24 protein-coding genes and 1 tRNA gene are annotated in these 24,366 nt (G+C 31.0%); 13 read left to right on the forward strand and 12 right to left on the reverse strand.

Features of this window, described 5'->3' with window-relative positions; translation table 11 throughout:
* The 4 genes from ACH2BV_RS09650 to ACH2BV_RS09665 all read left to right on the forward strand — a co-directional run.
* Positions 1 to 633 (forward strand): PLP-dependent cysteine synthase family protein (locus ACH2BV_RS09650; RefSeq protein ID WP_395050517.1); only part of this gene is annotated, 633 nt, incomplete at its 5' end.
* A gap of 284 nt (positions 634 to 917) precedes the next feature.
* Positions 918 to 2,189, forward strand: a complete 1,272-nt coding sequence (locus ACH2BV_RS09655) for a PQQ-dependent sugar dehydrogenase (RefSeq protein ID WP_395050518.1) — start codon at positions 918 to 920, stop codon at positions 2,187 to 2,189.
* A 317-nt stretch (positions 2,190 to 2,506) separates the two neighbouring features.
* Complete coding sequence (locus ACH2BV_RS09660) at positions 2,507 to 3,034, forward strand: hypothetical protein (RefSeq protein WP_395050519.1); 528 nt, start codon at positions 2,507 to 2,509, stop codon at positions 3,032 to 3,034.
* Positions 3,035 to 3,039: 5 nt separating this feature from the next.
* The gene (locus tag ACH2BV_RS09665) at positions 3,040 to 3,969 is read left to right on the forward strand and encodes an alpha/beta hydrolase (protein ID WP_395050520.1); all 930 of its coding nucleotides are present in this window, start codon (positions 3,040 to 3,042) and stop codon (positions 3,967 to 3,969) included.
* 133 nt (positions 3,970 to 4,102) lie between these two features.
* On the opposite strand, the gene rpmA is transcribed toward ACH2BV_RS09665, so the two are convergent.
* Positions 4,103 to 4,369: a 50S ribosomal protein L27 gene (gene rpmA / locus ACH2BV_RS09670; protein ID WP_395050521.1), complete on the reverse strand. Its 267-nt coding sequence runs from the start codon at positions 4,367 to 4,369 to the stop codon at positions 4,103 to 4,105.
* Positions 4,370 to 4,392: 23 nt separating this feature from the next.
* Positions 4,393 to 4,818, reverse strand: coding sequence for a 50S ribosomal protein L21 (gene rplU, locus ACH2BV_RS09675; protein ID WP_395050522.1), 426 nt, complete (start codon positions 4,816 to 4,818; stop codon positions 4,393 to 4,395).
* Positions 4,819 to 5,089: 271 nt separating this feature from the next.
* Here rplU and ACH2BV_RS09680 point away from each other — a divergent pair, with 271 nt between their 5' ends.
* Complete coding sequence (locus tag ACH2BV_RS09680) at positions 5,090 to 6,415, forward strand: M16 family metallopeptidase (protein ID WP_395050523.1); 1,326 nt, start codon at positions 5,090 to 5,092, stop codon at positions 6,413 to 6,415.
* A gap of 13 nt (positions 6,416 to 6,428) precedes the next feature.
* Positions 6,429 to 7,844: a M16 family metallopeptidase gene (locus tag ACH2BV_RS09685; RefSeq protein ID WP_395050524.1), complete on the forward strand. Its 1,416-nt coding sequence runs from the start codon at positions 6,429 to 6,431 to the stop codon at positions 7,842 to 7,844.
* 84 nt (positions 7,845 to 7,928) lie between these two features.
* Here the strand turns inward: ACH2BV_RS09685 and ACH2BV_RS09690 are convergent, their stop codons facing one another.
* Entirely contained in the window at positions 7,929 to 8,795 is an 867-nt protein-coding gene (locus ACH2BV_RS09690; RefSeq protein ID WP_395050525.1) for a DMT family transporter, read from the reverse strand.
* A gap of 108 nt (positions 8,796 to 8,903) precedes the next feature.
* Between ACH2BV_RS09690 and ACH2BV_RS09695 the strand changes: the two genes are divergently transcribed.
* A complete protein-coding gene (locus ACH2BV_RS09695; RefSeq protein ID WP_395050526.1) occupies positions 8,904 to 9,281 on the forward strand; it encodes a heavy-metal-associated domain-containing protein in 378 nt (125 codons plus the stop codon).
* Between the two features lie 55 nt (positions 9,282 to 9,336).
* On the opposite strand, the gene ACH2BV_RS09700 is transcribed toward ACH2BV_RS09695, so the two are convergent.
* The 4 genes from ACH2BV_RS09700 to ACH2BV_RS09715 all read right to left on the reverse strand — a co-directional run bounded on the left by ACH2BV_RS09700 (position 9,337) and on the right by ACH2BV_RS09715 (position 13,821).
* Entirely contained in the window at positions 9,337 to 10,107 is a 771-nt protein-coding gene (locus ACH2BV_RS09700; RefSeq protein WP_395050527.1) for a hypothetical protein, read from the reverse strand.
* A gap of 529 nt (positions 10,108 to 10,636) precedes the next feature.
* The gene (locus tag ACH2BV_RS09705; RefSeq protein WP_395050528.1) at positions 10,637 to 11,836 is read right to left on the reverse strand and encodes a hypothetical protein; all 1,200 of its coding nucleotides are present in this window, start codon (positions 11,834 to 11,836) and stop codon (positions 10,637 to 10,639) included.
* On the reverse strand, positions 11,836 to 12,423 hold the full coding sequence (locus tag ACH2BV_RS09710) for a ferric reductase-like transmembrane domain-containing protein (RefSeq protein ID WP_395050529.1): 588 nt from the start codon (positions 12,421 to 12,423) through the stop codon (positions 11,836 to 11,838). Before ACH2BV_RS09710 ends, ACH2BV_RS09705 begins: the two co-directional genes overlap by 1 nt.
* Positions 12,424 to 13,041: 618 nt before the next feature.
* Entirely contained in the window at positions 13,042 to 13,821 is a 780-nt protein-coding gene (locus tag ACH2BV_RS09715) for a hypothetical protein (protein ID WP_395050530.1), read from the reverse strand.
* 702 nt (positions 13,822 to 14,523) lie between these two features.
* Here ACH2BV_RS09715 and ACH2BV_RS09720 point away from each other — a divergent pair.
* From ACH2BV_RS09720 to ACH2BV_RS09730, 3 genes are all read left to right on the forward strand, one after another.
* Complete coding sequence (locus ACH2BV_RS09720; RefSeq protein WP_395050531.1) at positions 14,524 to 15,834, forward strand: phage integrase SAM-like domain-containing protein; 1,311 nt, start codon at positions 14,524 to 14,526, stop codon at positions 15,832 to 15,834.
* Between the two features lie 470 nt (positions 15,835 to 16,304).
* Positions 16,305 to 16,646, forward strand: a complete 342-nt coding sequence (locus ACH2BV_RS09725) for a helix-turn-helix domain-containing protein (RefSeq protein WP_395050532.1) — start codon at positions 16,305 to 16,307, stop codon at positions 16,644 to 16,646.
* Positions 16,647 to 16,815: 169 nt separating this feature from the next.
* Entirely contained in the window at positions 16,816 to 18,261 is a 1,446-nt protein-coding gene (locus tag ACH2BV_RS09730; RefSeq protein WP_395050533.1) for a hypothetical protein, read from the forward strand.
* Between the two features lie 1,057 nt (positions 18,262 to 19,318).
* On the opposite strand, the gene ACH2BV_RS09735 is transcribed toward ACH2BV_RS09730, so the two are convergent.
* Genes ACH2BV_RS09735 through ACH2BV_RS09745 form a run of 3 tightly spaced genes read right to left on the reverse strand, consistent with a single transcriptional unit; the run spans position 19,319 to position 21,654 of the window.
* A complete protein-coding gene (locus ACH2BV_RS09735; protein ID WP_395050534.1) occupies positions 19,319 to 20,026 on the reverse strand; it encodes a hypothetical protein in 708 nt (235 codons plus the stop codon).
* An 11-nt stretch (positions 20,027 to 20,037) separates the two neighbouring features.
* Entirely contained in the window at positions 20,038 to 20,706 is a 669-nt protein-coding gene (locus tag ACH2BV_RS09740; RefSeq protein ID WP_395050535.1) for a DUF5715 family protein, read from the reverse strand.
* Between the two features lie 39 nt (positions 20,707 to 20,745).
* Positions 20,746 to 21,654, reverse strand: coding sequence for a hypothetical protein (locus ACH2BV_RS09745; RefSeq protein WP_395050536.1), 909 nt, complete (start codon positions 21,652 to 21,654; stop codon positions 20,746 to 20,748).
* Positions 21,655 to 21,822: 168 nt separating this feature from the next.
* Here ACH2BV_RS09745 and ACH2BV_RS09750 point away from each other — a divergent pair, with 168 nt between their 5' ends.
* Complete coding sequence (locus ACH2BV_RS09750) at positions 21,823 to 22,047, forward strand: helix-turn-helix domain-containing protein (protein WP_395050537.1); 225 nt, start codon at positions 21,823 to 21,825, stop codon at positions 22,045 to 22,047.
* Here the strand turns inward: ACH2BV_RS09750 and ACH2BV_RS09755 are convergent.
* The gene (locus tag ACH2BV_RS09755; RefSeq protein WP_395050538.1) at positions 22,037 to 22,477 is read right to left on the reverse strand and encodes a hypothetical protein; all 441 of its coding nucleotides are present in this window, start codon (positions 22,475 to 22,477) and stop codon (positions 22,037 to 22,039) included. The two genes, ACH2BV_RS09750 and ACH2BV_RS09755, sit on opposite strands and share 11 nt — an antisense overlap.
* 168 nt (positions 22,478 to 22,645) lie before the next feature.
* Between ACH2BV_RS09755 and ACH2BV_RS09760 the strand changes: the two genes are divergently transcribed.
* Complete coding sequence (locus ACH2BV_RS09760) at positions 22,646 to 23,035, forward strand: hypothetical protein (protein WP_395050539.1); 390 nt, start codon at positions 22,646 to 22,648, stop codon at positions 23,033 to 23,035.
* Positions 23,036 to 23,776: an N-formylglutamate amidohydrolase gene (locus ACH2BV_RS09765; protein ID WP_395050540.1), complete on the forward strand. Its 741-nt coding sequence runs from the start codon at positions 23,036 to 23,038 to the stop codon at positions 23,774 to 23,776.
* A gap of 493 nt (positions 23,777 to 24,269) precedes the next feature.
* On the opposite strand, the gene ACH2BV_RS09770 is transcribed toward ACH2BV_RS09765, so the two are convergent.
* Positions 24,270 to 24,351 (reverse strand) — tRNA-Leu (locus ACH2BV_RS09770).
* Between the last annotated feature and the right edge of the window lie 15 nt (positions 24,352 to 24,366).

Raw genomic sequence — 24,366 nt, forward strand, 5'->3', positions numbered from 1 at the left:
GATTCCATGAGTGTTGAACGCCGAAAATTAATGGAAATTTATGGTGCTGAATTTGTGCTTACGCCTCGCGAAATAGGGATTAAAGGCGCTATGGCAAAAGCTGCCGAATTAGTTCTGGAAACTCCAAATTCATGGTCTCCAAAACAATTTGAAAATCCAACCAATGTTGCCATTCACGAAAAAACTACTGCTCAAGAAATTATTGCAGATTTCCCAAATGGATTGGATTATGTCATCACAGGTGTTGGAACTGGCGGGCACATTACTGGTGTGGCGAAAGTATTGAAAGCTAAATTCCCTAATATAAAAATAATTGCTGTGGAACCTGAATTATCTCCAGTGTTAAGCGGTGGAACTCACTCACCTCATCCTTTGCAAGGAATTGGAGCAGGTTTCGTTCCTTCAATTTACAATAGCGATTTAATTGATGAAGTGATCCAAGTAAGCAAAGACGAGTCTTTCGAATACGCCAGAAGAATTGCCAAGGAAGAAGGCATTCTTGTGGGGATTTCAACAGGAGCATCATTGGCAGCTGTGGCCAAAAAACTTGACACAATTCCTGAGGGAGCGGTTGTAATGACTTTTAATTACGATACAGGCGAAAGATACTTGTCTGTGGAAGGTTTGTTTTAAAACTAAAAAAAACAAATTAGAAAACCCTTTCAATTGCGAGGTTTTTTTTTTATAATCTAAACAGTTAAATTAAAAATTTTAATCAAATGGTTCCTCTCTTGAAGGCTTCTTAAAAAATATAATACCCATTTCAACATTTCTTTTTGTTTCAAATTGATTATCATTTTATCTAAATAAAATATACGTGGCATAAAACAATAATTATATAAATTAATTCTAAAATAATGTAAAAAGAATTTAAAAACACCTTATTAACTTCGTAAGTATTTTAAAATTAAATAATTATGAAAAAATATCTTCTTTTATCTCTAATCATATTACCCTTCTTTTGCATAGCGCAAAAAAAGATCAAAGCCGATTCGCTTGGCGTTCCTACCAAATCAAACGGTAATTATTCTAAAGTTATTGGATGGAAAGATGGAAAAACACCTATAGCACCAACAGGATTTACAGTCACAAAATATGCAGATGGTTTTAAAAATCCTCGTTGGATGTACGTAACTCCAAATGGCGATGTGCTGGTTGCTCAAAGTAATTCTAATTACAGCCTACTCAAACAAATTGGCGCTACGTTGATAGGAGTTTGGAGATCCAATAATTTAAAACATAGTGCTAATATTATTACCTTACTTCGAGACAGCAATAAAGATGGCATTCCTGATTTGAGAGAAACTTTTCTTACTGAAGGGCTGAACCAACCATTCGGAATGTTAGTGATTGGCAATTGGTTTTATGTCGCCAATACAAATGCAATATTGCGATATCCGTATAAGGCTGGGCAGACAAAAATAACAGGCAAGGGAGAAAAAATTGTCGATCTACCGGCGGGAAAACACAACAGGCATTGGTCTAGAAATATTATTGCCAATAGTGACAACTCAAAAATCTATATTGCGGTGGGTTCAGGCTCAAACATAGCCGAAAATGGAATAGCAAACGAATTCCTCCGCGCCAATATATTAGAAGTAAATCCCGATGGTTCTGATTTAAGAGTTTATGCGGCTGGGCTTCGTAATCCTGTTGGAATGGGCTGGGCTCCAGGAACCAATAACCTTTGGACAGTAGTAAATGAGCGAGATGGATTGGGAGACAATCTTGTTCCCGACTACCTTACTTCAGTTAAAGAAAACAGTTTTTACGGTTGGCCATACGCTTATTTTGGACAACATGAAGATGTGAGAGTAAAAGAAATGAGACCCGAATTAGTAAAAAAAACGGTAGTCCCCGATTATCCTCTTGGGGCACATACCGCATCTCTTGGACTAGCATTTTATACTGGAACTTCTTTTCCGGAAAAGTACAGAAATGGTGCTTTTATCGCACAACATGGATCTTGGAATCGGGAAATAATATCAGGATATCGAATTATTTTCGTGCCTTTTAAAGATGGGAAACCTTCAGGAAAATCAGAAGACTTTCTTACTGGTTTTATTGTAGACCCACAAAAGGATATCGTTCGTGGAAGACCAGTTGGAGTAATAGCTATGCCTAATGGCAATCTGCTAATTACTGACGATAAAACCAATACTATTTGGAGCGTAAGCACTTCAAAATAAAAGAATTAAGAAACAGAAAACCTGTCACTAGTCATTGTGACAGGTTTTTTAATGCTTAAAAATCTCTTAATTATTCTCAATTAGAGGTTTTATGTTTTTGGACATTTAATTAGAAAGGCTTCAAAAATAAGAAAAAATGTTTGCTTTTTTTAAAAGAATAAATATTTACAGAAACGGCTTTTAAATTTGAACTATTGGTTTGTTTTTTAAAGTATTCAAGTTATAAGTCTCTGTTTTAAAATAAATTACATACTTTCGGTATAAATCTTTAAAACCTAAGATTTCAATTCCATGGCATTAACCTAAACCATCACCTATTGAAAAAAATACTTATAGTTTCATTAATTTTATGCAGTATCATTACTCAGGCTCAAACTCTTAAAGTTGGTGTTCGCATACAGAAAACACAGGAAATGTATTGGGAAAATGGTATTTCAACTCAATATTCTTTTGCGAAATTTAAACCCAATCAGTTTTTTATTGGGTTTGATTATGTAACTTCCAGATTAGGCTCTGCCTTTAATTCGAATGCTATCAAACAGGACAATTATATATTTTCTGGCAGTTGGTTATTCAACAAAAGCAAACCCTATCATTTTGTAACCAGATTAAACATGGGCTACTTTTACTCGGATTTAGAATCTGACATCTTCAAAGACATTCCAAATACCTCCTTTCTTTTGGCACCTGAACTAGGCTTTACCTATGATTTTAAAAAAGTCCCAATCTCGTTAAATTTGGGTACTGGATTTTATATCATTACCGCAAAAGAGGGCTATTCCCCTGGAACTTTGCAACCTCTATACTTTCATTTCGACATTTATTATACGCTGTTTAAAAAATAAAACTAATGAATAAATTAAACTTCCTTTTCCTAGCTTTGATTACAACAGTATTCTACTCGTGTAGTGACCCTAAAATTACGGATGATTTACTTGATGGCAATGTTATCTTTGACCCTTCATTATATAATCCAGAACAATTTTTAGTTTCGGCAAAATATCCTACTCCAACGCCCGCAGATTTAAGCAAGCATATTATACTTGTTATTCACGGCTATTCTGCAACCACTTTTGAATGGCAAGAATTTAAAGATTGGTCAAATGAATCTACCTATAGAATATCACAAGTTTTATTAGACGCACACGGTAGAGATTACAATTCTTTTAAAGCATCAAAATGGGAAGACTGGCGTTCAGCCATTACAGATGAATACGAAAAATTAATAGAATTGGGTTATACTAAAATCAGCGTTGCTGGCTCATCAACTGGAGGAACATTAATTCTGGAATTAGTAAAATCGGGTTATTTTAATTCTCATCTGCATCCTAAAAATTTATTTTTAATTGATCCAATAGTTGTAGCTTCCAGCAAACTTCAATCCACTGTGGGGATTATTGGCCCAATGCTGGTTTATGTTGAAGCGGATCAAAGTGCACAAGAAAATAAATATTGGTATCGATTTAGACCTTATGAAACCATTAACGAGTTGAATGATGTAATGAAAACGGTACGCAAGGGGCTAGAAGATGGAATGACACTTCCAACTGGGACTTATCTAAAGGCGTTTCATTCGTTACACGATCCTGTCGCGAGTACAACAAGTACTGTTTTAATCTATAAAGGCTTAAAAACAAGTATAGGGACTCACATTGATGTGCAATTAATGGATTCTGATATTCATGTATTTACACGATTGAACTTGCGTTCGAATATTACGGCTTTACAACATGCCAATCAATTAGATGCTTTTAACCAAATTGTAAATAAGTTAAATTAACTCAAGAAAAGTTCGCTAAATTAGAATTTCAATTAAAACTTGAATTTGTCTCCAATTCTAAAGCGAGCATCTTAAATTAAAACAAAAAACCCGCTTCTTACGAAACGGGTTTTGTAATTATTGAGAAAATCAATTATGTTTCAACTTCGAATGGAAGTATTGATACATACGATTTATTATCTCTTTTCTTTTGGAAGAAAACAACTCCATCTACTCTTGCGTGTAGTGTGTGATCTTTACTAATGTAAACGTTTTCACCTGGATTATGTTTTGAACCTCTTTGTCTTACGATGATGTTCCCTGCAATAGCAGCTTGTCCACCAAAAATCTTAACGCCTAAACGTTTTGATTCTGATTCTCTACCATTCTTGGAACTACCGACACCTTTCTTGTGAGCCATGACGTATTAGTTTTATATTGTTATTATTCTACTGTATCTTCTTTTTTAGCTTTTGGAGCTTTTTTTACTTTTGGAGCTGCTACTTCTTCAGTTGCTACTTCAACAGTTTCTTTTTTAGGAGCTGATTTTTTAGGAGCTGAAGCTGTAATACCTTCGATTACAATTTGAGTAAGATACTGTCTGTGACCGTTTCTCTTTTTGTAACCTTTTCTTCTTTTCTTTTTGAAAACGATTACTTTATCTCCTTTTAAGTGTTGTAACACTTTGGCTTCTACTGAAGCACCTTCTATAGCTGGGGCGCCTATTGTGATTGTACCGTTATCGTCTAACAAATAAACTTTGTCGAAAGAAACTTTAGTTCCTTCTTCATTTGTCAAACGGTGAACGTAAACCTTTAGGTCTTTGCTAACTTTAAATTGTTGCCCTGCTATCTCTACGATTGCATACATAACAAATTGTTTTATAAATTTTTAAGGTTGCAAATATACAATTAAATATTTATTCTGCAATTAGTTCCTTCAAAAAAATAATTGAATTGTTTCATCCTATGATTTTCAAGGGTTTCCCAATGGTTTGAAGTCAATTTTTTCAAATGAAAATTGTTAAACTTTTATCAAAATCATAATGATTCGCTATTCATCATTAAAAAAAAGTATTTTTGATGTAACAAAATTTGTTGTTATTTTTACCAATTGCAAATAAAATTTTTTATTAATCCCCATGAAAAAATCAATAATGGTATTAAGTACGGCGCTTATGCTTGGAGGAGTTGCTTCGGCTCAGAAAATAGCTTTCGAAGAATATAATTTAGACAATGGTATGCATGTTATTTTGCATAACGATTCCTCTGCTCCAGTAGTTATTACTTCGGTAATGTACCATGTCGGGGCGAAAGACGAAAATCCAGAGAGAACAGGATTTGCACACTTTTTTGAACATCTATTGTTTGAAGGAACTGAAAATATTAAACGAGGCGAATGGTTTAAGATAGTATCTTCTAATGGAGGAATAAACAATGCTAACACTTCGGATGACCGAACCTATTATTACGAAGTTTTTCCTTCAAACAATCTAGAATTGGGACTTTGGATGGAATCTGAAAGGATGATGCATCCCGTAATCAATCAAATTGGTGTCGACACTCAAAACAGTGTTATAAAAGAGGAAAAAAGAACTGTTTTTGACAATAAACCTTATGGAAATTTTATTGCCGTCGTAAAAGAAAATATGTTCAAAAATCATCCATATCGTTGGACGACCATTGGCTCGATGAACCATTTAGATGCTGCCACTTTAGAAGAATTTAAAGCTTTCAATAAAAAATTCTATACTCCAAACAACGCTGTTTTAGTTGTTGCTGGAGATTTTGAGAAAAAACAAGCCAAGGAATGGATTCGCAACTATTTTGGCACAATTCCAAGAGGACAAGACTTGAAAAAACAAATTTTTATTGAAGAACCAATAACACAAACCATTAAAGCAACCTACGAAGACCCAAATATTCAGATTCCAATGCTTGTAACCTCTTTTAGAACTCCCTCTATGAAAACTAGAGATGCGAGAGTTTTAGAAATGATTTCTTCATTATTAAGTAACGGAAAAAGTTCTATATTGTATAAAAAAATTGTTGATGATAAAAAAATGGCGTTACAAATTGGCGCATTTACTTATAGTCAAGAAGATTATGGAATGTATATTATTTATGGCCTTCCGCTTGGAGAAAACACAACTGCGAGCATTTTAAAAGAAATAGACGAAGAAATTGTTACGCTGCAAACAGAATTAATTTCTGATAAAGATTACGAAAAATTACAAAATATAATTGACAATCAATTTGTAAACCACAATGCAAATGTGGAAGAAATTGCCGAAAACCTAGCAAAATACTATTTGCTTTATGGCGATATAAATTTGATTAATACTGAGGTTGAGCTTTTCCATTCCATCACTCGAGAAGAAATTAGAGATGTTGCCAAAAAATATTTAAATCCAAATCAAAGATTGATTTTGGATTATATTCCCGTTAAAGAAAAAGTTCAAAACTAAGACGGTCTGAATCATGAAAAAACTAAATATTCAATTATTAATTTTGCTCTTAACCGTAATTATGCAAGCACAAGAACGCCCACAACCCAAACCTGGAAATGCTCCAGTAATAAATATCAAAAAACCTCAAACATTTGTATTGGCAAACGGCTTAAAAGTGATGATTGTCGAAAATCATAAATTACCCAGAGTAATTTGTAATCTTACTTTAGACAATGCTCCTTTTGCAGAAGAAAACAAAAAAGGAGTCGATGATTTAAGCAGTAGATTAATAGGAAATGGGTCAAAAAAAATATCGAAAAATGCCTTTAATGAAGAGTTAGATTTTCTTGGAGCCGATATGAGTTTTAGTTCACAAGGCGCTTATGCAAGTTCACTTTCTAAATATGCTGGCCGAATACTGGAACTTATGGCAGATGGCGCATTAAATCCTAATTTTACCCAGGCGGAATTTGACAAAGAAAAAGCCAAAATGCTTGAAGGTTTAAAAGCCCAAGAAAAAAATGTTCCGGCAATTGCCAATAGAGTTGTTAATGCTTTAACTTTTGGAAAACAACATCCTTCAGGTGAATTTACCTCCGAAGAAACGCTCAAAAATGTAACCCTCGCCGATATTGAATCCAATTATCAAAACTATTTTGTACCCGAAAATGCTTATTTGGTAATCATTGGAGATGTAAAATATAAAAATGTCAAACCCATCGTTGAAAAACTATTTGGATCTTGGGAAAAAAGAAGTATTCCCAAATTAACTTACGCTGCGCCTGAAGATGTCTCCTTTACCCAAATTAATTTTGTGGATGTACCAAATGCAGTACAATCTGAAATTTCATTGGTAAACACGATACATTTGAAAATGAGTGATCCTGATTTTTTTCCGGCAGCTATAGCAACTTATATTCTTGGAGGAGATTTCAACAGCTATTTAAATATGAATTTAAGAGAAGAACATGGTTGGACTTATGGCGCAAATGCAATCATCGGAGCTGGTAAATATGTTACAAAAATGAAATCTTCATCAGCGGTAAAAAGTGCCGTTACGGATAGTGCCGTTTTAGAATTTATAAAGGAAATCAAAAGAATCAGAACTAAGAATGTAAGTGATGAAGTTCTCAAAAATGTAAAAGCAGGTTACATCGGACGATTTGTAATGAAGGTTCAGCAACCCCAAGCAGTGGCACGATATGCATTGAATATTGAAACAGAAGGTCTTCCAGAAAATTTTTATGAAAATTACATTAAAACTATAAATGCAGTAACTGCTGAAGATGTGAAACGTGCCGCCAATAAATATTTTCTTATCGACAATACCAGGATTGTAATTGCAGGAAAAGGTTCAGAGGTGATTCCAGGATTAGAAAAACTTAAAATCCCAATATTTTATTTTGATAAATTTGGAAACCCTACAGAAAAACCCATTTTAAAGTAAAAAGTGTTGCTTTATTAAAAGGACAAAACAAATGAAAAGACTGTCCGAAAGTAAAGTCTCTGTTCGTTAATCTATATCTGAAAACTACTTTTTGGCAGACAAATAAACCCCAACTAAAATAATAAAAGCACCCAAAAACTGAATTGGAGTAAGCATTTCGTTGTCTAACAATCCCCAAAAGAATGCAACGATTGGGATTAAATAAGTAACAGAAGTCGCGAAAACTGGTGAAGACATTTGTATAAGTTTAAAAAAAAGAACATTGGCAATTCCTGTTCCTAAAACTCCCAATATCATAATAAACAAAACCGAATGTTGTACTTTATCAATATGAACAACTTCAAAAAAGCCCGAGAAAAACAAAATAGAAAATGCTGGCAGAAGTAGAACCAAGAAGTTTCCAGTTGTAATACTCAATGGACTTAAATCAGATAAAAATCGCTTGATAAGGTTTACATTTAGTGCATAACAAATGGTTGCAATAATAACCAAAATAGCATAATAATAGTTATGCCCTGGATTATTTATAGCACCATTTAATACTAAAAGAATACTTCCTATTAGCCCTATAAAAACTCCCCATATTTGTCTTTTTTGAAAAGTAATTCCGAAAAATATAGCCCCCAAAATCAAAGTATTCAAAGGAGTCAATGCATTTAGAATAGCAGTTATAGAACTGTCTATTTCCGTCTCGGCAATTGCAAATAGATATGCTGGAGTAAATGTTCCAAAAAAGGAGGTCAATGCAATGTATTTCCATTTTTGTCTAGGAATTTTAGTCAAGCTTTTGAAACCTATAACCAATAAAAAAATGGCAGCAAAAATAATTCGTAATGACCCTAATTGCATCGCTGACAAGCCGACAAGACCTTTTTTTATTAATATAAATGAACTTCCCCAAATAAACGCAAGCGTTATCAAGTAAACCCATTTCAATTGTCTTGAATCCATAAACTAAATTTTGGCTCAAAATTGTAATTATTTTATGAATTAGCAGTGATTTTTTTTATTATTTTTGCTTGCTATCCTATAATAATTAATCTTCAAATTCCAATAACAATGAATTTCCTCAAATCAATAATGACGATAATGCTCGTAAGCCTTATGTTCGTGGGTTGTAAAGAAAAAATAAGTGAAAATGTTGCTAATGCAGCTTCAGAAACCGAAACTCCAAAAGTAAAAAAGGAAATTGCAACAGCAAATTTACAAACGGCAAGTTTTACTATCAAAGGGATGACTTGTGAAATAGGTTGTGCCAAAACAATAGAGGAAGAATTAAATGGACTTGATGGTGTACAAACTGCTGCAGTAAATTTTAAAAAAGAGTCAGCAACTGTATCTTTCGACAAAACCGTATTAACGCCCGAAGAACTTACTAAAGTGGTTGAAGCGACTGCTGACGGTAAAACATATAAGGTTTCAAATATGAAGTTGTAAAAGTTTTTTAGTCTTATTTAGAAAATGCAAAAATCAACCGAGATAAAAAACATTTTTATTTACTGATTAAGTTTGTCATATTTTTCAAATCAATCGGTTCTCCATTTACATTATAAAATTCGTATTTAAAATTTAATTTACCGTCTATTTCTTCAATATCAACCTGCATCTGATAAGAGCCGTCTTTCCACTCGACAATTACATCATAGCAATAATTTCCAAATCCAAAACTGCTTGGAAGATTGCTTGAATAAATCATTTTTTTTGATTTAAGATTTAATGTGTTAATCTCAATATTGTCATAAGAACCAATCTCTTCATTATCAATTGGCCTTCCCATAAAGTCGAGCTCTCCTTTTGTTTTCTTTGTTTTACGTTTTTCTTTTGGTTCGTTATAAACGTCTTTAATTGAAAAAATTACATCTTTTAGCGCACTTTTTCCGATGTTCAAAATAAAAAATCTGATTTGGTGACTATACATTAATCTATGCACCTTTTTTTTGTTTCCTTCTACTGTTACTCCTTCGCCAAGATCAACATTTGTTATTTCTAAAACAGGTAAATTATGAACTGCAGATTGACTAAACGGTTCTATGGTAAAATCCTTTATCTTTTTTTCAGCTTCAATAACATTCTTTGTTTTAGTATTCAATTCTTGGCTTAAATTTTCAATTTTTTTATTCGCTTCTTCAAGTTCTTTTTTAGCTGTTTCAATTTTTTCATTAGCATTAAAACTTCCCTCAAAGAAGAAATAGATAGAAAGTCCCATCAAAACACATCCTAGAAATGCCAGTATTAATGTTAGCATAAGTGATTTTTTTTTCATTACAAAAATCGGTTAGAGAATTATTATATTCTTCTTTACTCTTTTACTCTGGGTATACAAATATATTAAAATTTGCTATTTAACTCATTATATATCAATATTATGTAAAATTTTTGGAATGTTAAGAAAGTTTGGGGGAAATTAAAATTCGTTGAGTAAGAAAGTCTCCATTGGCAATCGTTTGTCCACGTTATCTGGTGCTCGATTGAATCGAGTACCTACATAAATTAAAAGACAAAAAATCGTAGCGTTTGCAACGCGATTAAAAAAAGTGAGAAGAGCCGCGTTTAAAACGCTATATTTGGCTTGAAGAAAAGTGGGTACTCGGTGCAATCGAGCACCAGATTGGGGTCTAAAATTCTCAAAGAATTATCAAGTTCAAGTAAAGCTTTGTTGTCATTTTGTTTTCGATTCAAAAGACCCAATTTGCTCGATTATAATTAAGTGGTTGAAACTTTTTTGAATGTACTTTTAAAAACACATCTTTTTGACAACTATCACAAAAGCCATCAATTTCTTACGATTTAATTTAAAATCGTAAATATCGTGTCGCGTTTACCCGAATACCAAACCTAAATTCGTCGAATTGATTTTGTGATTTTGTGATTATAGATTGTGAACCATTTAATTTGTGATGTGCATATTCAATGTGAAAATTGATTAATTTGTTTGTGAATGGCAAATTATAATTGATGCCTAATTTTATGGCTTGTTCTGTTGCACTTTCTATTTGATTATTTAGTGAAACTAAATCATATCGTATGAATGGAACTAAATCGCCGGTTTTTTTGTTGTCAAAAGCTTGAAATTGTATTTGTCCATATCCGCCTGAAACGTTTAAATTTTGGTTGGAGTAATTGGAATAGATTACTTCATATTCTAACGTGTAAAAATGACTTCCTATTTTATTTGTATAATCTGCATTGTTCTCAAATGTTAATCTGTTTCCTGTTGCCAATGCATTGCCAAGATTTTCATTGTTTATTGCTGATGTTAGCGTAAAACTTTTGTTATTTATGTTGCGAGTATGGTCGATTGCTATACCTATATTAAGTTTTTCAGCACTTTTATCGCTTGGTTGAATTAGCGATTGTGTCATTTTGATTGCTAAAGCATTCCAAAATTGAAAACTTGGTTTGTCTTGATTTAGTGAACCTCTATTGTCTTGCATTGATGCTTGTAAAAATGTTTTTTTTGTTATTTGAGATAGAATTTGTAATCCCCATTGTGTACCAAAACTATTTGTGCTCCCGTGTTGTTCGAGTATTAAACTTCGGTTTATAGTTGGCAGATTGCCTGACGATAAATTGTCTTCTCGTGAAAGGATGCTTGTATTTTCGCCAAACAATATTCTGAATTTGTTTGGGTCATTCGCATTTTGAAAAGTAACAAATAAGTTTTCCCAAATTTTGAAACGTTTGCTGTCTTGAAAGAAATTATTGTCCGTAAAATCGACTTCATAAAATAGTGTTGAACGGTATTTATTTCCGCTTATTTTCAAAGGATAGCTTGGTAACTGGAATTCCATTCCTTGCCGAACTCTCCGCCACGCTGGAAGTTGATTTGACGAAAATAATCTTTCAGCAAATGCCCAAGTTGTCCATTGAAAATCATTTTTTTTATATTGTAAACCTGCATCTTGGTTGTAATTAAAATGGTTGATAGTGTCATTTTGTGCAATTGAAGTAATTGCACAAAATAGAAATGGGGGTAGATATATTTTTTTCATCACATTTTTTTTGTATTGATGTGGAATTTATATCTAATAAAACTTGCTACTATTAACACGATTAGACAAAGTTCTGAAACTAATTTTTCGGCATCAAAAATATCGACAGGTCGATTTTTTAATAATGGGTCCATTATTATTCCGTGAATTACAAAAAGCATCGCAGTTCCGTAGGAAATGAGATGGATGTTTTTCCAAGTGCGAAAACTTATTTTATCTCTTATTACTTTTTGAGTGGTTACGATTACTATTATTAGCGCAAACATTGAAAGTGTTCCGAATGCAACAAATAGTTTTTGTGTTGGTGCGTTGATTGGAAAAATGATGTCAATGAATTTGAATTTTGTTGAAGCATCAAATAATAAAAGTGTTGGGTGCAAGATGACTAAAAGTAAAGCGATGTATGCAGTCCAATTATGAAAATTGTACAGGTTTATGTTTTTGATTTTTTTGGGTAATGTTTTCCAATAGGTTTGTCTTTTATAGTTTGTACTTAACATCATTCCTAAAAGGAAATTGAAAGTTAGCACGACTGTAGCGACTAATCCTGTAAATGAGGATAGGTCTAAAAATGATATGTTTAGCATTTTAGTATAATTTGATTGTTAATTAAATAAGTGATTTGGTCACATAATTTTATGCAACGATTTATTTAATTAATAATCAAATTAATAATGAAGAGTAGAGAATGTAACGCCTTTCGGGCGGTTGTGAATACTTACGAAGATTGTAATTTGATACTTTTTTAGAAATATATTTTTGGGTAAAAACAATTTCTGGTGTAGAAAAAAATATTGTGGTATTTAATTGTTTTTGAGATTCGGTTTGCGCTATGCTTATATCTAAAGCGGATTGATAAATATAAATCTGCGTTTCATTGTGAAAATTTTGCTTTTCTTCAATATCCGAAAATTCAAATACTGTGTTCAAATAACAGCAAGAAATTAGAGAATAGAAAAGTATTTTTAAGTTGAAAACCATTTTGTAAAAGTATGACTTTATTTTGTAATTGGTTTTTTGAATAGTTGATTTTGAGCAGTTTCTTTTCAACGTTCCGCGTAGCTCACGGGTATCATATAACGTCCCGCTGCTTTGAGATGGCTGGAAGTTCGTAACCTTTCAGTTTTCGGCTTAACGAAAGCTTGATGCGAAACGGTAATTCCACTAAACTCCAGCTAGCTCAAAACAGCTGTTAGCAACTGGCTTTATTGTATTCTTGTAATCTTTTCAGAATCTGATTTTACAAATCCTTTCACATCAATTTTGTCTTTTTTGATATTTATATTGATTGTAAAATTTGATTTGTCTTTGACAATTTGATTTTCTGATATATTGAATTCTACAACTCCATTTCCTTCTCCGCTTGCTGATATATTTAAGCTTTCCATATTCAACGAAATAATTTCGTTTACTGTAAATTCGGCAGTATTATTTATAACACTTTTCAATGTGAATACTTTGGTTATTAGTATTTTTACTTGTTCTCCATTGACTGGAATAATCATTGGCATTTTATGTTCAAAACTATCCCCAATTTTAAGTGGATTTTTGGGGAAATCAATATCGGGCTTTAAATCTTTAAAAGCTGATTTTACTGCAATTTTTGTTGGTTCGTTAAGATTTGGGTTTATTATGGTGTCAATATTAAATTTATTATCTTCTGAAAGTAAACCACTAATTATTGTTTTAGATAATGGACTTAATACTTCTTTTCCATCTCCAGAAACTATTACTTCTCCAAATTTCATTGTTGTAGGAAACTGACCATTTTTATTTGCTTTTTTAGTACTTGTGACTCTTGTAATCCTTGATATACTTTGACTTTTGGTTGTTTTGCTGTTTATAGTTGTTTCATTAATTGAAGAAATATCCATTTGAAGTGAATAAGTTTTTTCTGGATGAACTTTACAATGAAAGCTAAAAGTTTCTTGGCTATAACAATAAGAAGTTATTAAAATAGAAAAGAAGATTAAAATTTTTTTCATAGTTCTTAGGTAACGATTATTTTTCTTAAGCTTGTTGCTAACTAGTATATATGTGTGACAAAATCACACAAAGCCATCCATTTTAAGGTAGATATGTGTGACAAAAGTCACATATTATTTCCTTATCAAATATATTAAATTTTTCTTACAAATCATCAAAAGGACTTTTTATTTGCTTGATATTAGTCCCTAATGATATGCCCTCTCGTCCTCGCTTTTCCAAATTCTCTGGTGCTCGATTGCATCGAGTACCTACATAAATTAAAAGACAAAAAAACGTAGCGTTTGCAACGCGGTTAATAAAAAAAACAAGTGAGAAGAGCCGCGTTTAAAACGCTTTATTTGGCATAAAGAAGTAAGTAGGTGCTCGATTGCATCGAGCACCAGATTGGGAAAATTAGAATTTCTTACGCAAGAAAAACCCAGAAAAATTAGGGATTATAGTCTTATGAATAGGCATAAAAAAAAGCTTCTCGATTGAGAAGCTTTTTTTGTGCGGGTAATAGGAGTGACACCCATCATTAAGCTAAATTAATTAAAAATAAATAAGCACACTTAAAACCATATATTTTAAAGGCATTAAAGCTATCGTTAATCTTATGACGTTTTATGAAATTTTATGATATTTTGATATTTTGATGTTTTTGGGGTAGTTATTGGGGTAGTTATTATTTTATTGTTTATCTTTATGAAAAAATAAATATGGCTACTGGTAGATACAAATTACAAAAAGATAACGATTGGAATAGTATTTTTTATAGGTTCAAACAAGGAGGACAGTTTGATATTATTGCATCCATTAAAATTGAAGTCCCTAGAGGCAGATGGAGTGATGCTAAACAGGAGATATTAGTCACTCCATACGTTGATTACAAGAAAGTAAATGTAAAGCTTAAAGAATTCAATACCTTCATAATAAAGGAGTATGAGAAATCGAAGCTTTCTGACCAACTCGAAATAATAAATTCAAAATGGCTGAAAAATAAGATTGAGATATTTTTTGTTAGAGAATCCCAAGACGATGATGTAAATAAAAAATTATTCTTAACAAATTACATTGATTTATTTATTGCCGAATCTCCTTCGAAAAAAACCAGAAAAAATGCTCCCATAGATGAACGCACAATTGGTCACTACAATACGACTTTAAATAAAATCAAAGCTTTTGAAGAACATATTGGCAGAAAAATCAAACTCTCAGAAATAAATATAAATTTTCATTCTCATTTCATTAATTTTCTTGAAACCGTAGATTTACTGAATCCAAATACAATAGGAGGATATATTGATGACATTAAACTTTTTTGCAGGAATGCTCAAAACAAAGGATTTGAAACTCCAAATGATTATAAACTAAAGGATTTCTATAGTCCATCGAATCCGACAAATGACCCCTATCTAAAAGAGGAGGAAATAACCGCAATATACAATACTCATTTTGAGCAAGATTATTTAGACAATGCAAGGGACTGGTTCGTGATTGGAATGAGGACAGGATTACGTATTAGTGATTTTTCAAAATTATCCAAAACAGACATAGTAGATGGGTTTATTGAATTGAAAACTCAAAAAACGGAACACCCAGTCACTATCCCTTTACATCCAAATGTGGAAGAAATTTTAGCAAAGAGAAATGGAGATTTCCCCAGAACCATAAGTGACCAAAAATTCAATGTTTATGTTAAAAAAGTTGCCGAAATTGCAGGATTAACAGAAGTAATCCAAGGTGGAAAAATGACAACAATTATTGTCGAGGAAAAAGGCAAAAAGAAAAAAATTACCCGAAAGACTGACGGTTTTTATCCAAAATACGAATTGGTTACTTCTCATATTTGTAGAAGAACATTTGCCACAAATCTATATGGAAAAATTGATACGCTATCTATTATGAAAATTACGGGTCATTCCACAGAGAAACAGTTCTTAGGATATATTAAAATAACACCAAAAGAATCTGCTGAAAAACTGAAAGAATATTGGAAAAAACAAAATGCTATCTTAAACAATCAGTAAAAACCCCTTTTAATCAAAACCTTTATTAGTTAAACATTTTTTATGCGGGTGTAAATATTATAAATACAATTTCTATAATATAATGAGCATTCTAAATCTAATATCTGAGATTACATCAAAACGTAATATAAGTAAATACTTATAAAAAAAGAAGCAAATTATAAATGTTTGTTAAAAAGAAAATTTTTAATTTTTACCAAAAAGAGCAAAAAATGCTCTAAATATTCATATAAATTTACATAATAAACATAACTATCTTATTTTCAATTTATTATGATTTATTTTTTCCGAAAGTTCATATAGTTTTATATGATGTAAAAAAGCACTTATTTTGTTGTTCGTATCTTTGTACAACAAATGGAAGCAAATACTTTCTTCAACTTTTAAGATACGTAGCTTAAAATCGCTCTGAGTTAAACTCCATTCAAAAACATATTCAAAAACCTTTAAAACCAAAAAACACCGCTTTTTTGGACTGGATGACCTATGCAAATTTTAATCAAAAAAAACAAATTAATAAAATGGATAAAATACAATTTTTTCAATTGTCTTTACAAGAGTTAGAGGCAATTATCAGACAAGCAGTGGCTACTGAGCTTAAAGTAGTAAATATGAAAACACCAACGCCAAAAGAGAATTTGGACGAGATATTAACCAGAACTGAAGTTAGCAAGCTCTTAAAAATCTCTATGACAACTTTATTTCATTGGCACAACCAAGAAATATTAGTAAATCGCAAGGTTGGAAGACGTGTTTATTATAAAAAATCGGATGTTATGGACAAATTGAATAACCTAAATGACGTAGCATAATAATTGACATTTTAAATCACATTATTCATTAATTAATGCTGTAAAAAGTGGTTATTAATTAATCTTCAATTGGCAAATTCCGCCAATAATCAAATAAATTATAACAACAAGACATAGTGGTGTTTTTTCACCACAGGGCATCGCTATGTCTTGTTTAAGCTAACCATAAATGAAAATACACCTAATATTTATACCAGAAAAATTAAATTTAAAACAAATAGTTTCAAACAATCCGCCAGAATTTGATTTCAATTTCGATTATGCCTATTCTCTAATTTATCAAATATTGAAAGACACTACTTATAATCTCAAAAAAATATCAGATTGGAAGGCATTTTATGAATCAAAACCAGTAAATAAATATAAACTCAGAAGATGTTCCACTGTAATGCAAAGTCACTGGCATAATTACAATAAGTACTTAGATTATTTTCATAAAAATAGTATCTTATGGAGAGAGCCCTACACAGATGGAGTATGTAGAAAATACCAATTAGCTCCCAAATATTTTTGTGAAAAAGTCCGATTTTATTCTATTACAGACCTAAAAGTCATAAAAATATATAACCCTACGAAAGTGGAGAAGAATGATAATCCAGTAAAAGAAGTTGATTTTCATCCTTTAAATAAATGGTTCAGCCCTAAGTTAAAGATAGATTGTGAAAATGCCATAATTGGCTTAAATGAGTCATTTGAAGAAACCCGTGATTGGTGTAAGTATTTATCAAGATGTAGAGCTGTAACTGAGATTCAAAATTGCAAGTATTATTTTTCTAGAAAAAAAATGACAGACGATAGATTTCATTCAACTATGACAGGTATTCCAAAGAATATTAGAAAGCATTTGAGATATGAAGGAAAAAGACTTGGTGAAGTTGATATTTCATCATCTGTTCCCTTCTTTTTATATTATCATTTGCTTTCGTTAGTAGATAATTCAGGGAAAATTAAAAAACCTTCTTTTGACACTTTTTTTAAAAGCCCCCGTTATTATTCAAAAGCCTTGAAAACTTCTAAAAGCAAAGTGGTTTTAGATGCAAATGAGGTTATTAAGTTTGGAGAAGTTCTGTTGAGAGGAGACTTTTATAGACAGTTTACTTCTCATTTTGATGAAAAATATTACATTAAAAATAGCATTAAAGCAATAAAAAAACCTTTCAATAATTCAGAAGAAGATAGAATTGCAATTCTTAAAATGACTATGCTTTCGGTATTAAATGCAAAGAATAATTTGTATTTGGAGGAACAAGACGTTTTAAAAAAATTATATCCCACAATTTTTGAATTTTTGAAGGTATATAAAACTAGAAGGTACTTAGGTAAGCCCGAAAAAAATAGACTAACAAAGCTGATGGATATTAGCGAAATAGAATTGAATAAAAAATTTAAACTTCATAAAAAAGTGGCTCATTTATGCCTACAGACAGAATCATACTTTATGTTGGATGTATTGGTAAGAAAACTAAATAAAAGTTATTGTAAAATTCCATTTTTCACCTTGCACGACTGCATAATTACAACGGAAGAAAATTTAGATTTTTTGTGGGATTTTATGTCAAAGACATTTATAGAAGCAATAGGTTTCTCTCCAAATTTTAAATCCAAAACCTTTTAAGTAAACAATTTATTCCTAACACATGTTTTAAGGTTGTTTTGCATGATTTTGAGGAAGAATTTTGTATTTCTCATGAAAGTAGAGGCAAAAAGGTTTTACAGGCTTAAAAAGTCTAGATTGGGATTTCTAAAAAAACCGATTTGCCAAAAAAATCAAGTTTATTTTTTTTTTGTTGGGTTTTTGCCTTTCCAGATAGTGTAGCTTTTCTATTTATTATGTATTTCTATATGTTATTTTAAAGGCATTTATATTCTTCAAACTAATGTTAGTTGAAACCGTTGGGAAGTATTGAAAATACTGGAAAAGTTACTTTTGAAAACTGCAAACATAAAAGTAGGATATTGCACACAAAAAATAGATGATTAACAACTTTATTACTAATGTTTAATTTTCATTCTGTCCAGTCCCAATATCATAATATCTTTAAAATTCGGGTAAATGAATATCATATAAATTATAAAAGAAACTGCAAAAGAGATTAAAATTATTTTTGTTGTTTTTTTTGGAAGCGTGAGCGGAATTAGCACCAGATAAATAACTCCAATAACCACCACACAAATATATACTGACATATCAATATAATTAGAGCCAAATATGACAGCTGACCAATTTAAAAAGTCTACACTCTTTTGAAAAAAGTAATTACAATTTAATCTAATGTTTGGTAGAAGGAAAAAAGAAAACAGTAATAATGCAGAAATAGCATTTATCCAAACAGATGTTTTTCTGCTGATTAAGTATATCCAACTTGATGGAACTAGAACATAGTATACAAATATATTGATTACATTGTATGTTGTGCCAAATAGATAAGCTAGTCCAAAAAGACCTCCCATTACAATCATAAAAATTTGATGAAACAATGAGTCTGCATTATCTAACCAAAATTGTATATCCATTATTCTATTTTGTTATATTAATTTCTATTTAAAATGTCACTTATTCCTAAATCACCGTAATATGCAAACAACCATTTCGTTCAAATTTTACAAAGCATCTGTTTTGATTTTATAAATTGTCACATATGTATAAAAAATAAATTCTTAAACGTATCCGCCTATTTTTCGTTTTCTTTGTAGATTTTATCAATTAAACCTTTAATTTTCACATTAAATTCATCTTCGTTTATTAATCCTATTGCTTTTGATTTAATTAGTAAATTATACTCTTCCGTCTCCTTTATATCTTCTCTTATTTTTTTCTTTTTTTGATTTTTTTTCTTTTTTTGATGTTCTTCACTTGTCAATAAGTTTAGTTTTAAGAGTTCGTCTAAATCGTCTAAACTATCGGTATGCTTTTTATTTTTCTTATTTTTAACTTCAGTTGTAATGTCTTCTTTTATTCCAACTATTGAGTATTTATATACTAAGTATAAATATGGAATGAAAATAGCGTAATATGAATAATATTCAAATGATGAATATCCCCTTGTATCTGGATGAAGTTCTATTGAACTATTTTGTCCGAAGGCATAAAAAACATACCAGAAGAGACCAATTAATAATCCAATACTTATCCGCTTATTTTCATTATTAGTTTTTATGTCTGTATATAATAGATTTGCAATGAACAACGAAGAAATTGCGTATAAACTACCAAAATAACCTTCATAAGAAGTTATAAATCCAAATTCATTTCCAACTGTAAAATTATTTTCTTCAATAAGAATTCTAAGAATTACATTTTTAATTAATACAAATAATAAAAAATGAATAATAGCGAACAAAATATATTTTTGGTTCCTTTTAATAATAATAGTTCTCATTTTATATGTTTTTAAATTACTGTTATGTGTAAGCAACCGTTCCTCTCAAATTTTACAAAGCATCTATTTTGAACTCTTAATTCTTCCAGAACTCCTATAAAGGCTTCTGTCTGTTTCTGATTATCGTTAAAGGCTCTATAACTTATGTCAAATGTCTTTCCTCTCAGATGTGCACTGTTTTTTATTGCATTAGAATTATTATCCATTAATTCATCAATCGACTCAATCGACCTAGTCAAACTTGAAATTGTGAATGGTACATATTTTATAGAATCAGAAACACACTTTTTATAATACTGAGTAGATAAATCTTGAATAAAAGAAAAACCTTTTGGTAAAATATAAGGTCGAGAAAATCTAGTTTTCCTAACAATAAATAGACTATCTGTTTCTAGTTTTATCAGTTCTCCTGATTTTGAAAGGTTGTCTAAATCTGCATCCTCTTTTTGTGGATTAATGCCATCGCATAGATAAGCGGTTGCGTGTGTCTCAACTTTATCTATAAAAATTGTGGAGCAATTAGGACAATTCCCAGAGCCACCACCACCAAAGCCACCAGTTGAATATCCCAAAAGAGCTTTAATTCCGTGTTTAATGCGTCCTCTATATGGATAAGCAATAATAATCAAGGCTATTAGAGGTATTGAACTGAGAAGTAAATATTTTTTTAATTTAATCAAGGGTCTTAAATTTCAAAGTTTTAATAAATATTGGATATTCTAATAATAGAATTTTGGTTCAAGATTCTTTATTTTTCCTTTTGATAGCTCAAATAAATAATAGGAAATTACAAAGAATATATAGAAAAGCATACCAGCTTTCCCACTACTACCCGCAAAAATCACTAAATTCAAAACCCCAAAAACTATCAGTATCCAGCCCCAGATAGAGTAGTTTTTGCCACCTTGAGTTGGATTATTTTTTGCAGATGGACTGACCATAATTGCAACAATCCCAGGAATTAGACCACATAACAGCAAGAAAAAAGACCACCATCTCCCAATATGTTTCCTTCTTCCAAAAAATTCAGCTATTAAAAAGCAAATAATAATTGCAAATGCTATGATTCCAATAGGATTAGAAAGTGTATTCTCAAATCTGTTTTCTGAGTATGATTCGTTATTCGAGTATGATTCATTTTCATTAGAGGATACAGATTGATTTTCTTTGTCTTTAAAATTGTTCATTTCAGAAGGATGTTCCTTGAAATACTGCTCTACTTGCTCAATAGTTGTCGCCCAACTAGGCACGTATGGATATTTTGCTCTTCTTGTCCCGTCTGGTAAAGTTTCATATAAATCATCCTGCGAAATGCTAGTATACCTATTTATATTTGGTTTGTTTAATTCCTTTTTATAAGCACCACCCCATGCCTCTTCCTCTTCTGGCTCAGAAGCCTTGTCGTACTTACCTCCTTTACTATAAGCATTAATAATGTTGTCTTTTTGTTCATTTTGATTTTTAATAGAGTCAAGGAGTTTCTCTAGTTTTATATCTATATTTTCAGTATCTCCATTTATAGCCTCTTCCATTAAACGTTTTGAAATTGCATCATTTGAATTATCAACTTGACCAATTATTGATAAGCTATTAAATATTAAGACTATTACTAATAAAATCTTTTTCATAATATTAAATTTAGAATTTGGGTAAAATTATAGCCTTAAAATCTTTAATCCTTGAGGTTTGTCTCAATTGATATGTTTTTTTTCAAAATTTCAACCAATACTATGAAATTTATTCAATATAGGCAAATTTGCCTATAATATTCTTCTGTAGAATCCTCAATTTTGATTGTGCGAAAAGTAGAAGACAATTATTTTTTAAAGCAGTTCGGTCAAAATTTAAAAACCGTAAGAATTTCCAAAGGTTTTACCCAAGAACATTTGGCAGATTGCTTAAATGTTGAAATTTCTCAAATTTCAAGGATTGAACGTGGAGTTAATTGTACTTCTATAATTAATTTAAAAAAGATAGCTGATTCATTAAAAGTTGATGTTGGAGAATTATTTAACTTTTAGACAATTCTTCCATTTCATTTTTACTCAAATAACCGTTGCAAAACCCATATTGCTTAAGTATTCCGTTTTCAATTTCAAAAAATATTGCAAATGAGCCCGTGTAAATCACGGCTATTTCTCCTACTAGTTGTTCGTATTCAACATCATAAGCTTTAACAGTTTTTCCAAATTCACAAAACACACATTTTGTAAAACGTGATTCAGCATTCAAAACTCTAATTCTTTTTTCTTTGTTATTGAATAAACTAAAAACATATCTTCCACGTATTACTATATCCTCCGCATCTTTATCTCTAAGATTATATTTTGATAAAACCTCTTTTAATTTAATCAAATCCGCCAATTTAAATACTTCATCAATATCTTTGACAAATTCAGTAGTTTGAGAAACTGTTAAAAGTGGGGCTTTTGTTGAAATAACTGGTGTCATAATATAATGAATTAATTCGACTACAGATTTACGTATAAAAACGAACAAATACAAGTGTTTTTTCTTATAAAATACTGTTTAGTTTCATTTTAAATAAATCTCAACTATTAAAATAGAATGACATTGGCTTAGATTTGCAGTAAATTAGAAAAACAATTGGAATATAAAATGAATTCTTCAAGCATAAAAACATATACAGCCAAAGCAACTATAGGACTTTATAAAGGTTATTCTAATGAATTAATCTCAATTGAAGTATTTAAAGAAGTCTTACTGGAGGCTCAACAGAAAATCAAAACCGATTTAAATATTACTTTAAGTACAAAATTAACTCCCTGTGAAATTTTATTTTTAGGTCAGGAAGAACCTTCTATGGAGTTACAATTTATTCAATACCCAAAATTTCCTGTGGAGGAATCAAAACTCAAAAAAGCAATTATTGAATTGACAAAAATATTGATGATTAAACTCGAACAAAACAGAGTAGTAATAGTCTTTACAGACGAAACAGTAATGCTAGAACAATCAATTGAGATAGACCCAAACATTAAAATTTAAATGAAAAATCTAATCCTCCACATTCCGCATTCTTCAACTAATATACCTCTCAAAGATGGCTATTGTGTCACCGATGAAATTCTAAATCAAGAAATTCTTAAACTTACTGACTGGTATACAGATGACTTGTTTGAAAACGAAATGGATATTAGTATTAAAGCTCCATTCTCCAGAATCTTCTGTGATACCGAACGTTTTTCTGACGACAGCCAAGAAGTGATGGCAAAATATGGAATGGGGGCTTTGTATGAGAAAACAGATACTGGTGAGCCTTTACGAAAAGTAACACCAGAATTACGTAAAAGTATCTTAGACAATTACTATTGGAAACATCATAATGAGTTTACAAATGTCGTAGAACAAGGATTACAGCAATATGGGAAAGTAGTAATTGTGGACTGCCACAGTTTTCCAAATAAAGCATTAAAACGGGCATTAGACCAATCAGATTTCCGCCCTGACTTCAACATAGGAACAGATAAGTTCCATACACCTCAAAATCTAATTGATGCTTCTGTCTTATTCTTCAAAGAAAAAGGGTATTCTTTGGGTGTTGACAAGCCATATTCAGGTGCAATTGTACCATTGCAGTATTATAAAAAGGATGAAAACGTGCATTCAATTATGCTAGAAGTAAATAGGGGATTGTATTTGAAAGAACCTTCTAATCAAAAAAATAATCAATATCCAGAGATAAAAAAAGTTGTACAAGAGTTCTTGGAGCTAATTAGAAACTTATAAGACAAAAGGTTTTTTTCTAATATAGCATTATTCGTATTTGTTTCTACCCTCTCCTGACTAGGTGTTTTTGACCATATTTTTCACATAAATTTATTTCGAAGTATGCACGTATTATTATGTATCCATAAATCAGCAATAATTTTAAAAAATTAAATGTTCAATTTCTCTTCTTAAGTCCCACCCAGAATACCGCCCTATAAGATTTATTTTACCTACCCCGCCCCCTAAATTTAGACACGATTTAGATTAATTTATCTGTTGTAAATTAAATAATAGATGATTTCAAGATTATTTTACTTAACTTTATATAAGGATGGAAATACCTTAAAAGTTAATTTCTGGAGTATCTAGCTAAATAAGAGTTTGAAGTTTCAGAAGATTAAATAAGACTTAAAAGCAATCACTTTTTAGAATCAGGGTAGTTTTTGGGGTAGTTTTAAAAATAAAAATCCCTTAAAAGCTTATTAATAAAGCGATTAAGGGTTAATCAATGTGCGGGTAATAGGACTCGAACCTACACGCCTTGCGGCACCAGATCCTAAGTCTGGCATGTCTACCAATTTCACCATACCCGCAAAATTGTGAGTGCA

This window comes from Flavobacterium sp. (genome assembly GCF_043780635.1).
Lineage (GTDB): Bacteria > Bacteroidota > Bacteroidia > Flavobacteriales > Flavobacteriaceae > Flavobacterium.